At 68.0% G+C, this 15,049-nt stretch carries 13 protein-coding genes; 4 read left to right on the forward strand and 9 right to left on the reverse strand.

Features of this window, described 5'->3' with window-relative positions:
- Window positions 1-11 precede the first annotated feature (11 nt).
- The 3 genes from dapD to argA are packed head-to-tail and all read right to left on the reverse strand — an operon-like array spanning window position 12 to window position 3,402.
- A complete protein-coding gene (dapD, locus tag ACMGEZ_RS04545) occupies window positions 12-836 on the reverse strand; it encodes a 2,3,4,5-tetrahydropyridine-2,6-dicarboxylate N-succinyltransferase (RefSeq protein WP_436821061.1) in 825 nt (274 codons plus the stop codon).
- Entirely contained in the window at window positions 833-2,044 is a 1,212-nt protein-coding gene (dapC, locus tag ACMGEZ_RS04550) for a succinyldiaminopimelate transaminase (RefSeq protein ID WP_436821062.1), read from the reverse strand. The genes dapD and dapC overlap by 4 nt, the downstream gene beginning before the upstream one ends.
- Window positions 2,045-2,055: 11 nt before the next feature.
- Window positions 2,056-3,402 (reverse strand): amino-acid N-acetyltransferase, encoded by a 1,347-nt coding sequence (gene argA / locus ACMGEZ_RS04555; RefSeq protein WP_436821063.1) that lies wholly within the window; start codon window positions 3,400-3,402, stop codon window positions 2,056-2,058.
- 133 nt (window positions 3,403-3,535) lie between these two features.
- On the opposite strand from argA, the gene hrpA reads away from it, so the two are divergent.
- The gene (hrpA, locus tag ACMGEZ_RS04560) at window positions 3,536-7,369 is read left to right on the forward strand and encodes an ATP-dependent RNA helicase HrpA (RefSeq protein ID WP_436821365.1); all 3,834 of its coding nucleotides are present in this window, start codon (window positions 3,536-3,538) and stop codon (window positions 7,367-7,369) included.
- A 96-nt stretch (window positions 7,370-7,465) separates the two neighbouring features.
- On the opposite strand, the gene ACMGEZ_RS04565 is transcribed toward hrpA, so the two are convergent.
- The 6 genes from ACMGEZ_RS04565 to lptF form a co-directional block, all read right to left on the reverse strand.
- Entirely contained in the window at window positions 7,466-7,624 is a 159-nt protein-coding gene (locus ACMGEZ_RS04565) for a DUF3309 family protein (protein WP_083944858.1), read from the reverse strand.
- Between the two features lie 108 nt (window positions 7,625-7,732).
- The gene (locus ACMGEZ_RS04570) at window positions 7,733-8,896 is read right to left on the reverse strand and encodes a pyridoxal phosphate-dependent aminotransferase (RefSeq protein ID WP_436821064.1); all 1,164 of its coding nucleotides are present in this window, start codon (window positions 8,894-8,896) and stop codon (window positions 7,733-7,735) included.
- Window positions 8,897-8,975: 79 nt separating this feature from the next.
- Complete coding sequence (locus ACMGEZ_RS04575; RefSeq protein ID WP_436821065.1) at window positions 8,976-9,917, reverse strand: CysB family HTH-type transcriptional regulator; 942 nt, start codon at window positions 9,915-9,917, stop codon at window positions 8,976-8,978.
- Window positions 9,918-9,981: 64 nt separating this feature from the next.
- Window positions 9,982-10,353: a sirohydrochlorin chelatase gene (locus ACMGEZ_RS04580; RefSeq protein ID WP_436821066.1), complete on the reverse strand. Its 372-nt coding sequence runs from the start codon at window positions 10,351-10,353 to the stop codon at window positions 9,982-9,984.
- An 8-nt stretch (window positions 10,354-10,361) separates the two neighbouring features.
- Window positions 10,362-11,468 carry an LPS export ABC transporter permease LptG gene (gene lptG, locus ACMGEZ_RS04585; RefSeq protein WP_436821067.1) on the reverse strand — a complete coding sequence of 369 codons (1,107 nt, stop codon included), beginning with the start codon at window positions 11,466-11,468 and terminating at the stop codon, window positions 10,362-10,364.
- Window positions 11,465-12,574 (reverse strand): LPS export ABC transporter permease LptF, encoded by a 1,110-nt coding sequence (gene lptF, locus ACMGEZ_RS04590; protein WP_436821068.1) that lies wholly within the window; start codon window positions 12,572-12,574, stop codon window positions 11,465-11,467. The genes lptG and lptF overlap by 4 nt, the downstream gene beginning before the upstream one ends.
- 21 nt (window positions 12,575-12,595) lie before the next feature.
- Between lptF and ACMGEZ_RS04595 the strand changes: the two genes are divergently transcribed.
- Genes ACMGEZ_RS04595 through ACMGEZ_RS04605 form a run of 3 tightly spaced genes read left to right on the forward strand, consistent with a single transcriptional unit; the run spans window position 12,596 to window position 14,924 of the window.
- Complete coding sequence (locus ACMGEZ_RS04595; protein ID WP_436821069.1) at window positions 12,596-14,089, forward strand: leucyl aminopeptidase; 1,494 nt, start codon at window positions 12,596-12,598, stop codon at window positions 14,087-14,089.
- Between the two features lie 5 nt (window positions 14,090-14,094).
- Window positions 14,095-14,532, forward strand: a complete 438-nt coding sequence (locus tag ACMGEZ_RS04600) for a DNA polymerase III subunit chi (protein WP_436821070.1) — start codon at window positions 14,095-14,097, stop codon at window positions 14,530-14,532.
- The gene (locus ACMGEZ_RS04605; RefSeq protein ID WP_436821071.1) at window positions 14,532-14,924 is read left to right on the forward strand and encodes a hypothetical protein; all 393 of its coding nucleotides are present in this window, start codon (window positions 14,532-14,534) and stop codon (window positions 14,922-14,924) included. The genes ACMGEZ_RS04600 and ACMGEZ_RS04605 overlap by 1 nt, the downstream gene beginning before the upstream one ends.
- Window positions 14,925-15,049 lie beyond the last annotated feature (125 nt).

Consider the following 15,049-nt stretch of genomic DNA (forward strand, 5'->3'; position numbering starts at 1 on the left):
CGCGGCTTGCTTCAATCGCGCAGCAGGTCGTTCAGCGAGGTCTTGGCGCGCGTCTGCGCGTCAACGCGCTTGACGATGATCGCGGCGTACAGGCTGTACTTGCCGTTGTCCTTGGGCAGCGAGCCGCTGATGACCACCGAGCCGGCGGGCACGCGGCCGTAGCTGACTTCGCCGGTAGTGCGGTCGTAGATCGGGGTGCTCTGGCCGATGTACACGCCCATCGAGAGAACGGAGTTCTCTTCGATCACCACGCCCTCGACCACTTCGGAGCGCGCGCCGATGAAGCAGTTGTCCTCGATGATGGTCGGGCCGGCCTGCAGCGGCTCCAGCACGCCGCCGATGCCGACGCCGCCCGAAAGGTGCACGTTGGCGCCGATCTGCGCGCAGGAGCCGACGGTGGCCCAGGTGTCGACCATGGTGCCCTCGCCGACATAGGCGCCGATGTTCACGTAGGAGGGCATCAGGATCGCGCCCTTGGCGATGTAGCTGCCGCGGCGCGCCACGGCCGGGGGCACGATGCGGACGCCGGCTTCCTTGAGCTCGTTGGCCGAGAGATGCGAGAACTTGGTCGGCACCTTGTCGTAGAAGCCGAGCGAGCCGGCCTGCATCTGCTCGTTGTCCTTGAGGCGGAAGGACAGCAGCACCGCCTTCTTGATCCACTGGTGCACGGTCCACTGGCCCACGGCCTCGCGGGTGGCGACGCGCAGGTGGCCGTTGTTGAGTTCGGCGATCACATGCTCGACCGCATCGCGAACTTCCTTCGGGGCGCTGGTGGGAGAAAGATTGGCGCGGTCTTCCCACGCGGCGTCGATGGTCTGCTGGAGTTGCTGGGTCATGGATGGGCTCGGTTCTGGATGAAGTTCACGATGCGCTGCGCGGCCTCGGTGCATTCGGCGGTGTCGGCCACCAGCGCCATGCGGATGCGGCCGCGGCCCGGGTTGGCGCCGCCGGCTTCGCGGGCCAGATAGCTGCCGGGCAGCACGGTCACATTGTATTGAGCGTAGAGCGCACGGGCGAAGGCGGCGTCGTCGCCCTGCCACGCCTCGGGCACGCCGGCCCACAGGTAGAAGCTGGCATCGGGCAGCCGCACGTCCAGCACCTTTTCGAGCAGGGGCGTGACGGCCGCGAACTTGGCGCGGTACTGGGCGCGGTTCTCGATGACGTGCGTCTCGTCGCCCCACGCCGCGATGCTGGCTGCTGCGACCGCCCCGCTCATGGCGCTGCCGTGATAAGTGCGATAGAGCAGAAAGGACTTGATGATCGCGGCATCGCCCGCCACGAAGCCGCTGCGCAGGCCCGGGACGTTGCTGCGCTTCGAGAGGGAGGTGAGGGCGATGAGATTGCGGAAGTCGCTGCGGCCCAGCATCGCCGCGGCTTGCAGGCCCCCGAGCGGTGGCTCGTCGCGAAAGTAGATCTCGCTGTAGCACTCGTCGGCCGCGATCACGAAGCCATGGCGGTCGGACAGCGCGAAGAGCTTCTGCCATTCCTCCATCGGCATCACGGCACCGGTGGGGTTGCCGGGCGAGCACACGAAGACCAGCTGGGTGCGCTCCCACACCGCGGCAGGGACGCTGTCCCAGTCGACTGCGAAGTTGCGCGCCGGCACGCTGGGCACGTACCAGGGCTCGGCGCCCGCCAGCAAGGCCGCGCCCTCATAGATCTGATAGAACGGGTTGGGCGAGAGCACCACCGGGGCAGGTGTCGTCGACGCATCGATCACCGTCTGCGCGAGCGCGAACAGCGCCTCGCGCGATCCGTTGACCGGCAGCACCTGCGTGGCAGGGTCCAGTTCGAGCGCGTAGCGGCGCTGCAGCCAGCCCGTGAAGGACTGGCGCAGCTTCAGGTCGCCGGCGGTCGCGGGATACACCGCCAGCGCGCCCAGGCCGGCCGACAGCGCCTGCTTGATGAACTCCGGCGTCGGGTGCTTGGGTTCGCCGATGCCGAGGCTGATGGGCGAGAGATCCGGGTTCGGCGTGACATCCGCGAAGAGCCGGCGCAGCCGCTCGAAGGGGTAGGGCTGCAGCCTGGAAAGCAGGGGATTCATGTTGTCGATGTTCAGAGCTTCTTGACCAGCACCTGGCTCTTGCGATCCCAGTTGTACTTGCGCTTGCGCGCCTCGGGCAGCCAGTCGGGGTTGACCTGCTGGAAGCCGCGCCTGAGGAACCAGTGCATCGTGCGGGTGGTCAGCACGAAGATGCTTTCGAGGCCGCTCGCCTTGGCGCGCTGCTCGATGCGCTTGAGGATGCGCTCGCCGTCGCCTTGCGACTGCGATTGCGGCGACACGGTGAGTGCCGCCATCTCCGCCGTCTTGGCTTCCGGGTAGGGGTAGAGCGCGGCGCAGCCGAAGATCACGCCGTCGTGCTCGATCACCGTGTACTGGCCGATGTCGCGCTCGATCTCGGTGCGGCTGCGCTTGACCAGGGTGCCGTCGCGCTCGAACGGCTCGATCAGCTGCAGGATGCCGCCGATGTCGTCGGCGGTTGCCTCGCGCAGCGATTCGAGCTTCTCGTCGATCACCATGGTGCCGATGCCGTCGTGCACGTAGACCTCGAGCAGCAGCGAGCCGTCCACCGAGAAGGGAATGATGTGGTTGCGCTCCACGCCTGCTTCGCAAGCCTTCACGCAATGCTGCAGGTAGAACCCGGTGTCGGTCGGCCTCTGCGGCGGCGGGAGCGAGGCCAGCAGCTTCGTCGCGCTGTCGAGCGGGAGCTCGGTGTCGATGGGGTTGTCTTCGCTGACAGGCTGGGCCGCGTCCTGCGGGATGCCTGGTATTTCGGTCAGGAAGATCAGCTTGTCGGCCTGGATCGAGATCGCCACGCTGGTCGCGACCTCCTCCATCGTCAGGTTGAAGGCCTCGCCGGTGGGCGAGAAGCCGAAGGGCGACATCAGCACCATGGCGCCGAAGTCCAGTCCGCGCCGGATGCCGGCGGCGTCCACCTTGCGCACCAGGCCCGAGTGCTGGAAGTCGACGCCGTCGACGACGCCGACCGGCCGCGCCGTGATGAAGTTGCCGGAGATCATGCGCACGGTGGAGCCCGCCATGGGCGTGTTCGGCAGGCCCTGGCTGAATGCGGCCTCGATCTCGTAGCGCAGCTGGCCGGCGGCTTCCTGTGCGCAATCGAGCGCCACTTCGTCGGTGATGCGGATGCCATGCGAGTACTTCGCCTCGTGGCCCTTCGCGCGCAGCTGCTCGTTGACCTGTGGCCGGAAGCCGTGCACCAGCACCACCTTGACGCCCATGCTCTGGATCAGCGCCAGGTCCTGCGCGATGTTGGGCAGCTTGCCGGCGGCGATGGCCTCGCCCGCCATGGCGACCACGAAGGTCTTGCCGCGGTGCATGTGGATGTAGGGTGCCACCGAGCGGAACCAGGGGACGAAGGTGAAGTTGAAGACGGTGGACATGGAGGGTCAGGCGGGCAGGAAGTCGGGGCGCAAGATAATTGGGGATTTTCCCCGAACTGCCGCCTTGTCCTCGACTGCGCTCCGAATCGAATTTCCAGAAGCCCTGCCGGTGTCGGCCCGGCGCGACGAAATCATGGCGGCCATCGCCGCTCACCAGGTCGTCATCGTCTGCGGCGAGACCGGCTCCGGCAAGACCACCCAGCTGCCCAAGATCTCGCTGGCGATGGGCCGCGGCAAGCTCAACGCGCCGCCCGGGCAAGGCCGGCTGATCGGCCATACGCAGCCACGGCGCATCGCCGCCTCCTCGGTTGCCAAGCGCATCGCGGAAGAGCTCAAGACGCCCCTGGGCGAGGTGGTCGGCTACAAGGTGCGCTTCCAGGACCGCCTGTCGCGCGACGCTTCGGTCAAGCTGATGACCGACGGCATCCTGCTGGCCGAGACGCAGACCGATCCGCTGCTGAAGGCCTACGACACGCTGATCATCGACGAGGCGCACGAGCGTTCGCTCAACATCGATTTCCTGCTGGGTTACCTGCGCGAGATCCTGCCGCGGCGGCCCGACCTCAAGGTGATCGTGACCTCGGCCACTATCGATGCCGAGCGCTTTGCTCGGCATTTCGCGTCTGCGAAAGGTCCGGCGCCGACGATCTATGTCTCCGGTCGCATGTATCCGGTCGAGCAGCGCTATCGCCCCTTCGAGGAGTCGCGCGACTACGACCTCAACAATGCGATCGCCCACGCCGTCGACGAGCTCTGGCGCGACCCGCGCGATGGTGGCGACATCCTGGTCTTCCTGCCCGGCGAGCGCGAGATCCGCGAGGCGGCCGACCACCTGCGCAAGCACCTGAGCCATCAGCCGTTGCTGCGCAACACCGAGGTGCTGCCGCTGTTCGCGCGCCTGTCCCAGGCCGAGCAGGACCGCATCTTCGACAGCCATGGCGGCCGGCGCATCGTGCTGGCGACCAACGTCGCCGAGACCTCGCTGACGGTGCCGGGCATCCGCTACGTGATCGACGCCGGCACGGCGCGGGTCAAGCGCTACAGCTTCCGCAGCAAGGTGGAGCAGCTGCTGGTCGAACCGATCAGCCAGGCCGCGGCCAACCAGCGCGCCGGCCGCTGCGGCCGGGTGGCGAACGGCATCTGCATCCGCCTCTACGACGAGAAGGACTTCGAAGGACGGCCCCGGTTCACCGACCCGGAGATCCTGCGCTCTTCGCTGGCGGGCGTCATCCTGCGGATGAAATCGCTGCACCTGGGCGATGTCGAGCGCTTTCCCTTCCTCGAGGCGCCGCAGCGGCGCGCCATCGCCGACGGCTACCAGCTGCTCAACGAGCTCGGCGCGGTCGACGATGCGAACGAGCTCACTCCCATGGGGATGGAGCTGGCGAAACTGCCGCTGGACCCGCGCGTCGGCCGCATGATCCTGGAGGCGCGCACGCGCGGCGCGCTCGAGGAGGTGCTGGTGATCGCCAGCGCGCTGTCGGTGCAGGACGTGCGCGACCGGCCTCTCGATGCGCAGCAGCAGGCGGACCAGGCGCACGCCAAGTTCGACGACGAGAAGAGCGAGTTCAGCGGGTATCTGCGCCTGTGGCACTGGATTCACGATGCGCGCGGAGGCGTGCCCCCACCTCAGCCCTCGCTCGGCGGCGCAGGAGGCAAGACGGGCGCGCCCACCCACAAGCTCAGCAACCGCCAGTACGAACAGCTCCTGCGGCAGAACTTCATCAACGTCCGCCGTGTCCGCGAATGGCGCGATATCCATTCGCAGCTGCTCACGGTGGTGACGGAGCACAAGTGGCGCATCAACAGCACGCCCGCGAGCTACGAGGCGCTGCACCTGTCCATGTTGTCGGGGCTGCTCGGCAACGTCGGCTGGAAGATGGAGGAAGAGGAGGCCTACCTCGGCGCCCGGGGCATCAAGTTCCATCGCCATCCCGGCGCACACCTCAAGAAGAAGCCCGGCCGCTGGATCGTCTGCGCCGAGCTGGTGGAGACCACGCGCCTCTTCGGCCGCGGCATCGCGAACATCGAGCCTCAATGGCTGGAGCAGGTCGCGGGCCATCTGCTGAAGAAGCAGCTGCTGGATCCGCACTGGGAGAAGAAGAGCGCGCAGGTGGTGGCGCTGGAGCGCGCGACGCTCTACGGGCTGGTGGTCTACAGCGGTCGGCGCGTGGAGTTCGGTCGCGTCGATCCGGTCGCGGCGCGCGAGATCTTCATCCGCGAGGCGCTGGTCGGCGGGCAGTGGGAAAGCAAGCTGCCTTTCCTGGCCGCCAACCGCAAGCTGGTGCGCGAGGTCGAGGGCCTGGAGCACAAGTCGCGGCGCCAGGACGTTCTGGTCGACGACGAGCTGATCTACGCCTTCTACGACGCGCAGCTGCCTCCCGACGTGGCCAGCGGCTTCGCCTTCGAGACCTGGTACGCCCAAGCTTCGAAGGAGGTGCCGAAGCTGCTTTATCTGGCGCGCGAGGAGCTGATGCGCCACCAGGCGGCGGGGATCACGACGCAGTCCTTCCCGCCGACGCTGCGGCTGGGCGGCGTGGACTGCGCGGCCACCTATCTGCACGAGCCCGGCGATCCCAGGGACGGGCTGACCGTGACGGTGCCGCTCTTCGTTTTGAACCAGGTGAGCGAGGAGCGCTGCGAGTGGCTGGTCGCGGGCATGCTCAAGGACAAGGTGCAGGCGCTGCTCAAGAGCCTGCCGCAGAAGCCGCGCGCGCGGCTGGTGCCGCTGCCCGAATCGGCCGCACGGCTGGCCGAGGCGCTGGGAGCGCCCGAGGCCTTTGGCCAGGGTTCGCTGACCGAGGCGCTGCTCAAGCGGGTGCGCAACGAGACCAGCCTCGACGTCAAGCGCACCGACTTCAAGCTCGACATGCTGCCCCCCCACTTGTTCATGAACCTGCGCGTGGTCGACGAGCACGGCCGCCAGCTGGGCATGGGCCGCAACCTCGGTGCGCTGAAGGCGGAGCTGGGCGCTCAGGCGCGCGGTGCCTTCCAGGCGCTGGCGGGGCTGCAGGTGAAGGTCTCGCCGGATGCGCCACCCGCCGCCGATGCCCGGCGGGCCACGCAGACCGCGAGCCGCGCCGCGACGAAGGCCGACACCCCGCCGGCCCTGCCTGCCGGCCAGCGCTACACGAGCTGGAGCTTCGGCGAGCTGCCCGAGCTGATGGAAGTGCGCCGCGGCGCCCAGTCGCTGATCGGATTCCCGGCCCTGGTCGACGCCGGCGACGCGGTGACCATCGAGGTCTTCGACGAGCCGGCGGTGGCCGCTGCCAAGCATCGCGCCGGCTTGCGTCGCCTCGTCGCGTTGCAGCTCAAGGACGCGCTCAAGTACCTCGAGAAGAACATCCCGGACCTGCAGAAGATGGCGGTGGCCTACATGCCGCTGGGCACGGCCGAGGAGCTGCGCGCGCAGATCGTCGAGGTGGCGCTGGAGCGGGCCTTCCTGCAGGAGCCGCTGCCGGCCGACCAGGCCGCCTTCGAGCGCCGCGTGGAGGAGGGGCGGGGGCGGCTCACGCTGATCGCCAACGAGATCGCCCGCCTTGCAGGCACCATCCTCGCGGAATACACGCTGGCTGCGCGCAAGATCAAGGACACCAAGATCCAGCCCGAGGCGACGGCGGACGCCGCGCAGCAGCTGCAGCGCCTGGTCGGCAAGCGCTTCGTCGCGCAGACGCCCTGGCCGCGGCTGGCGCATTTCCCACGCTATCTCAAGGCGATCAGCCTGCGGCTGGACAAGCTGCGCGCCGACCCGGCCCGCGACGCGCAGCGGCTGGTGGAGCTGCGGCCGCAGGAACAGCGCTATTGGCGCCTGGTGGCCGAGCGCAAGGGCGCGGTGGACGAACGCATGGACGAGTTGCGCTGGTTGCTGGAGGAGTTGCGCGTGAGCTTCTTCGCGCAGGAGCTGCGCACGCCGCAGCCGGTGAGCATCAAGCGGCTCGACAAGCTGTGGGCGCAGCTTCAGGGCTGAGGATCCGAGCCGGCAGGCAAAAAAAAAGCCCACCGGGGGTGGGCCTTGCTGTTGCGCCGCCGGCGGGCGCCGCGTTCTCGTTCTATTTCTATAGGTCTATATGCGCCCCATGAGGAGCAGCACGATTACCACCAGCACCACCAGGCCCAGGCCGCCACTCGGCCCGTAGCCCCAGCTGCGGCTGTAGCCCCAGCTCGGCAGAGCGCCTATCAGCAGCAGGATCAGGACGATCAGCAGGATCAGCGAGAGCGACATGGATGACTCCTTGGTGTTGTGTTCCGAGGACTCATGGTCAGTGTGAGTGGTGCCTTTGGCCGCCGGAAGGCGCGCCCTTCCGCGGTCAGGACTCTCCTACCGTTCGTGTCAGAGCCGGGCCAGCCGGTCGAGCGCCGCCCTGAGCGTCTCGTCCTTCTTGGCGAAGCAGAAGCGCACCACGCGCTGGTCGAAACCCTCGGCGTAGAAGGCCGACAGCGGGATGGCGGCAACGCCGATCTCGCGGGTGAGCCACTGGCAGAAATCGGCTTCGCCGAGGTCGCTGACCTCGCGGATGTCGACGCACTGGAAGTAGGTGCCGGCGCTGGGCAGCAGCTTGAAACGGGTCTTCGCCAGGCCCTCGGCGAACAGGTCGCGCTTGCGCTGGTAGAAAGCCGGCAACTCCAGGTAGGGCGCCGGGTCGGCCATGTAGCTGGCGAGCGCGTGCTGCATCGGCGTGTTGACCGTGAACACGTTGAACTGGTGCACCTTGCGGAACTCGGCCGTGAGCGGCGCCGGCGCCGCGACGTAGCCGACCTTCCAGCCCGTCACGTGGTAGGTCTTGCCGAAGCTGCTGACGATGAAGCTGCGTGCCGCCAGGCCGGGGAAGCGCGCCGCACTTTCGTGGCGCGCACCGGTGTAGACCATGTGCTCGTAGACCTCGTCGCTGATCACCAGCACGTCGGTCGGTGCGAGGAGTTCCTCGAGCCGGCGCATCTCGGCCTCGGTCCACACGGTGGCACTGGGGTTGTGCGGCGTGTTGACGATGATCGCGCGCGTGCGCGGGGTGAGCGCGGCCGCCACCTTGTCGAAGTCGGGCCGGAAGCTGCCGGGCGTGAGCGGCACCCGCACCACCGTGCCGCCGGCCAGCTCGATATTGGGCGCATAGCTGTCGTAGCAGGGCTCGAGCACGATCACTTCGTCGCCGGCACGCACCACCGAGAGGATCGCGGTGATGATGGCCTGCGTGGCGCCGGCCGTGATGGTGATCTCGCTCGCCGGGTCGTAACGGTGGCCGTAGAGCGTCTCGACCTTCGCGGCAATCGCCTCGCGCAACGGCAGGATGCCGGGCATCGGAGGGTACTGGTTGTGGCCGGCGGCCATGGCGGCAGTCACCGCATCGAGCAGCTTGGGGTCGCACTCGAAATCGGGGAAGCCCTGGCCGAGGTTGACGGCGTTCTTCTCGGCGGCCAGCGCCGACATCACGGTGAAGATGGTGGTGCCGACGCTCGGCAGCTTGGTCTGCACGTTGGGGGTGCGGGCAGCGGTGCTCACATTGGCCCCCACGCTCGGCACTTCGTGTACTCGCTGCCCCCCGAGGGGGCTTTCGCCACTTGGGGCGGCCCTGCGTCGCTCATAGTTCGTAGTCCTGGTTGTGACCTGCCAATGCCTTGGCGATCAGGTTGCGGTCGAGCCGGTCCGACAGCAGCTCGGCGAATTTGAAGACGAAGTTGCGCAGGTAGGCGCTGCGCTTGAAGGCCACCCGGGCGATGTTGGTGCCGAACACATGGCCCATCGGCCGCACCACCAGGTCGGCATTGGAGTCGTCGCGCACGGCCATCTCTGCCACGATGCCGACGCCCAGGCCGAGGCGCACGTAGGTCTTGATCACGTCGGAGTCGATGGCCTCCAGCGCGATGCGCGGCGTGAGCTTCTTCTGCGCGAAGGCATGGTCGATGCGCGTGCGACCGGTGAAGGAGGGGTGATAGGTGATGATCGGCTCGGCCGCGATGTCCTCGAGATGGATGCGCTCCTTGTCCGCCAAGGGGTGCGTCTTGGGCAGCACCAGCACGTGCTGCCACTCGTAGCAGGGCAGGGTCACGAGCTCGGTGTAGTCCGCGAGCGACTCGGTGGCGATGCCGATCTCGGCGATCTCGTCCATCACCATTCGCGCGACCTGGTCGGGCGAGCCCTGGTGCAGGCTCACGTTGACCTTGGGGTAGGCCTCGCGCAGCTTGGCCACCGGGACCGGCAGCACGTAGCGGGCCTGCGTGTGGGTGGTGGCGATCGAGAGGGTGCCGCTGTCCTGGGCGCTGAACTGCTCGCCGATGCGCTTGAGGTTGCCCACCTCGCGCATGATGAGCTCGATGCTCGCGAGCACATGCTGGCCGGGCTCGGTCACGCGCTTCAGGCGCTTGCCGTGTCGCGCGAAGATCTCCACGCCCAGTTCTTCCTCGAGCTCGATGATTGCCTTCGACACGCCGGGCTGCGAGGTGTGGAGGGCCTTGGCCGCCTCGGTCAGGTTGAGGTTGCGACGCACCGCCTCCTGCACGAACCTGAACTGGTGAAGATTCATAACAAATTCCGTCTTATTTCTGGATTCATTATGCCTTCCCGGTCTATGGAAGGCACCGAAATGTTCAGGATCTGAGTGCGAGCCGGGCCAGCAGATCGAGCACCTCGGGCTCCTCGCCGACGGCGCGCGCCAGTTCAACCGGCACCTGCGGGTGCAGTGCGCGGAGTTCTTCCAGCAGCCGCGGCAGATCTTCCCGCAGATGCTTGCCCATGCCGAGGAAGAGCGGCACCACGCGCACGGCCGCGGCCCCGCCGGCGACCAGCTCCGCCATGGCGGTTCGCAGGTCGGGCTGGGACAGCTCGAGATAGGCGCAGCGCACCTGCACCCCCGGATCGATTTCGGCCACCCGCCGCGCCACGGCTTCCACCGGCGCGCGCCAACGGACGTCGCGCGAGCCGTGCGCGAGCAGCACGATGCCAAGAGCGCGTTCCTGCATGCGCGCCGCTAGCGCCGCAGCACCAGCCAGGTGAAGGCCGCCAGCGACATCACCGAATAGATCAGCCCGGGGGCGGCGGCGGTGATCCAGGGCCACCAATTGCTCAGGTTGCCCAGGTAGCCGAACACGTTGTTCAGCAGGAAGAAGCTGATGCCGATCATCACGCCGCCGAACACGTAGGCCGTGATGCCGGCCTGGCGGAAATGCAGGTAGGCGAAGGGCAGGGCGAGCACCACCATCACCAGGCACGACAGCGGGTAGAAGACCTTGCGCCAGAACTCGATCTCGTAGCGCTGCGCGGTCTGGCCGTTGGCATCGAGGTGCTGGATGTATTCGAACAGGTCGATGGTGCGCATGCGATCCGGCCGCAGCAGCGCCACCGACACCATCTCGTTGGTGAGCGAACTCGGCCAGTTGACGACCGGGGTGTGCGTGGTGATGACGCGGGCCTTGTCGGCGTTGCCCGTGTCGTACTGCTGCTGTTCGACGCCGATCAGCGTCCACGCGCCATCGGAGATGCGCGCCTGCGAGGCGGAGGTGTGCGAGACCAGCAGGCCCTTCGCGCCGAACTCGAAGATGCGCAGGTCCTTCAGCGTGCCGTCGCGCGAGATGGAGGCCACGTTCACGGCATAGGACTTGTCGCCCTGCTTTTCGCGGAGCCACGCGCCGGTGTAGCCCACCATCGAGAAGGTGCCCTGGTAGCGCGACTTCAACAGCTGGGCGGTGCGGTCGGAAGCCGGCGAGACATAGTCGCCCACAGCGAAGGTCAGGAACACGAAACCGAGGCCCAGCACGAGCAGGGTGCGCAGCGCGCGCCAGGGGCCGAGCCCGCTGGTGCGAAGGATCGTGTACTCGGAGCTCTGCGCCAGCCGCGCCATCACGAAGATGGTGCCGATCAGCACCGCAATCGGCAGCAGCTCGTAGAGGTGGCTCGGGATCAGCAGGGCGACGTACATCAGCGCCTGGGCCGCGCCGTAGCCCAGGGTACCGGGCTGGCCGATGGACTGCAGCTCGTCGACGAAGTCGAAGAAGAAGAACAGGCTCAGGAAGCCCAGGGTCACGAAGGCCACCGCCTTCAGCACCTCGACGTAGATCAGTCGGCGAATGGTTTTCACGTTTCGGAACTCGCCGGCAATCGGCGGCGGACGGGGAACGGGCGCCAGCTCCAGTTGAAATGGCGCTTGGCGAGCCAGAGCAGGGCAAGTGCCAGCGCGCCGCCATGCAGCGCCAGCATGAAGCCGCCCATGCTGTAGCGGCCCGTGCCGACCCAGTTCTGGCCGAGGTTGAGCAGGTTGTAGTAAAGGACGAAGGCGCACAGCGCGAACAGCTGGTTGCCGCTTCGGCCCACGCGCGGATTCGCGCTCGACACGGTCAGCGCCAGCACCACGAAGTTGATGGCCGCGAGCACCATGCCGATGCGCCAGGCCAGCTCGCCGTTGTTCGCCAGGCTGGGCTCGCGCATCAGGTTCAGGGTGGTCTTGGCACGTACGGGCGCGGCGCCGTTGGAGGGATCGATGTCGCTCCCGACCTTGGCGCCGTAGCTGCGGAACTCGCTGATCTTGAGCTCGCCGGGCAGCAGCGGTCGTTCCAGCCGCTGACCGTTGCTCAGCATCAGGTAGCGCGATTCACCGATGGTCTCGATGCGGCCGCTCTGCGCAGAGGTGATGATCTGCATGTTGCGCTCGAGCGAGGAGATGAACACATTGCTGGCCGTGGCGCTGTCGGGCGCGTCCTTGTCGATGAAGAACACCCGCAGGCGTCCGGCCGACTCGCGGAACTCGCCGGGCGCCACGCGTTCGATGTCGCTGCGGCGCTGGTACTGCTCGCGCATGCCCTGGGTCTGCGAGTTGGCCCAGGGCCAGCCGACCAGGGCGAACACGGCGATCAGCAGCAGGATGGGCCAGGCGAAGCGGAACAGCGGCGGCGTGAAATCGGCCAGGCCGCGGCCGCTGGAGAACCAGATCACCATCTCGCTGTCGCGGTACATGCGCGACAGCGTGCCCACGATGGAGACGAACAGGCTGAGGCTCAGGATGGTGGGCATGTAGCCGAGTACCGTGTAGGTCATCACCAGGAAGACCTCGGAGGGGTTCACGCTGCCCCTGGCCGCGAGGCCGAGCGTGCGGATCAGCATCATGGTCATCACGATGGTGACGAGCACGACCAGCGTGGCCCCGAAGCTGCGCGACAGCTCCTTGCGTATGGAGGAATGGAATAACATCGTCGAGGGAAAAAAAGGATTATGGACTTTCAACTCAAGACCCTCTCCACCACCCAGGCTGCCACCGAAAAATGCGATGCGCTCATCGTGCTCGCCGCAGCCGGAAGCTCCCCCTCCAAGGATGTGATCGCGACGCTCCTCTCCGACGCCCGCAAGGCGGGCGACCTGGGCGACAAGGCCGGCAAGCTGCTGGCCTTGTACCGCTCGCCTGGCGTGGCAGCGCCGCGGGTGCTGCTGGCCTCGGTAGGCGACGGCCAGCCCGCCTCGGTGCGCACCGGCGTGCTCGCCGCCGTCGCCGCGGCCAAGGCGGCGGACCCCAAGCGGGTGGCGATCGTCTTCGCCCAGCCCACCGACGCCGCCGGACTGTGCAGTGCGGTGATCGCGGCGGCCGACGCGAGTTACGTCTACACCGCCACCAAGTCCACGCCCGAGCCGCGCTCGATTCGCCAGCTGAGCTTCGGCGTGGCGGACGCGGCGGCGCTGCGGGGGGCATTCGACGAGGCCGCGGCCACGGTCGCGGGCATCGAGCTGGCCAAGGAGTGGGCCAACCGCCCCGGCAACCACTGCACCCCCACGATGCTGGCCGACGCAGCGCAGGAGCTCGCTTCGCTGCCGCAGGTGAAGTGCGAGGTGCTGGGGCCGAAGGAGGTCCAGAAGCTCGGCATGGGCGCGTTCAGCGCGGTTGCGCAGGGCTCGGCCGAGCCGCTGCGTTTCATCGTCCTGCGCTACCAGGGAGCTCCCAAGGACGAGGCGCCCGTGGTGCTGGTGGGCAAGGGCATCACCTTCGATACCGGCGGCGTCTCGCTCAAGCCGGCGGCCGAGATGGACGAGATGAAGTTCGACATGTGCGGCGCCGCCAGCGTGCTGGGCGTGTTCCGCGCGCTCGGCGACATCCGCCCCGCGCTCAACGTCGTGGGGCTGATCCCGACCTGCGAGAACATGAACGACGGCCGCGCGATCAAGCCCGGCGACGTGATCACCAGCATGAGCGGGCAGACCATCGAGATCCTCAACACCGATGCAGAGGGGCGCCTGATCCTGTGCGACGCGCTGACCTACGCCAAGCGCTTCGACCCGGCCGTGGTGGTCGACATCGCCACGCTGACCGGCGCCTGCGTGGTGGCGCTGGGCGGGGTGCGCAGCGGCCTTTTCGCCAGCGACGACGGGCTGGCCGATGCGCTGCAGGCCGCCGGCGAGGCATCGCAGGACCGCTGCTGGCGCATGCCGCTCGACGAGGACTACGCCGAGGGCCTCAAGACCAATTTCGCCGACGTGGCGAATGTCGCAGGCCGGGCCGGCGGCGCGGTCACGGCGGCCAAGTTCCTGCAGCGCTTCGCCGGCGATTTCCCATGGGCGCACCTGGACATCGCGGGCACGGCATGGAAGAGCGGTGCGGCCAAGGGCGCAACCGGGCGGCCCGTCGGCCTGCTGCTGTCCTATCTGCTGGAGCGGGCCCGCCAGGGCGCCGCCCGGCCGGTGCCGCGCAGGGCCCGCAAGCACGCCAAGGCCCGGTAACTGCCATGACCGAGATCGACTTCCACTTCAACACGCCCGACAAGGTGAACTACGCCTGCCGGTTGCTGCGCAAGGCCGTCGGCGCGCGCGGCGCGCGCGTGGTGGTGGTCGCCGATGCGCCGATGCTGGAAGCGGTCGATCTCGCGCTCTGGACCTTCGCGCCCGCGGAGTTCATCGCCCACTGCCGCAGCGATGGAGAGCCGGATACGGTGGCGCGCTCGCCGGTGGTTCTGGCCGAGAGCGGCGATGCGCCGCTCCCGCACCGCCAGGTGCTGGTGAACCTCGGTCACGCGGTGCCCGGCGGCTTCGAACGCTTCGACCGCCTGATCGATATCGTGAGTGCCGACGACGCCGACCGGCAGGCCGGCCGCACGCGCTGGCGGCACTACGCCGACCGCGGCTATGCGATCCAGCGCCACGACTTCGCCGGGAGCGCCGCCTGATGTCCGCCCGTACCCCGCCACGCTTCGTGCCTACGCTCACCACCGTGCTCGAGGTGCCAGCCGAGTCGGCGCCCCTGAGCCCGCCGACGCCCGAGCCGGCCCTCGCCGCCGACCCCGCCAAGGCCGTCGCGCTCGGCCCGCAGGCCCTGCAGTCGGAGGCCGACGCCTTCCGGGTCGAGGAGCAATTGCTGCATCGCGTGCTGCAACGCGTCGACCTCTCGCTGGAGGAGCGCCTGAGCGACACCGTGTCGGCCGCCGTCCAGCAACAGCTCGACAACATGATCCCGCGCCTGCGCGAGGAAATCGAGACGGTGCTGCGCGAGCTGGTGAGCGAAGCGCTGGCCCGGGAACTGTCCGACAACCCCGGGTCAACGCCACCTTTGGGCCCCTGATCCTTGGGCTACACTGCGCGCCAGGTCGACGGCGCGAGGCGCTGAAGGTCTGCGGCGTGAAACTTGCTGAGGGTTCGCGCACGGATCAAAAAGGCCGTATATCTAGTGTTCTTATCCACCAATAT

The sequence above is a fragment of the Variovorax stachyos genome (genome assembly GCF_051400855.1).
GTDB lineage: Bacteria > Pseudomonadota > Gammaproteobacteria > Burkholderiales > Burkholderiaceae_C > Variovorax.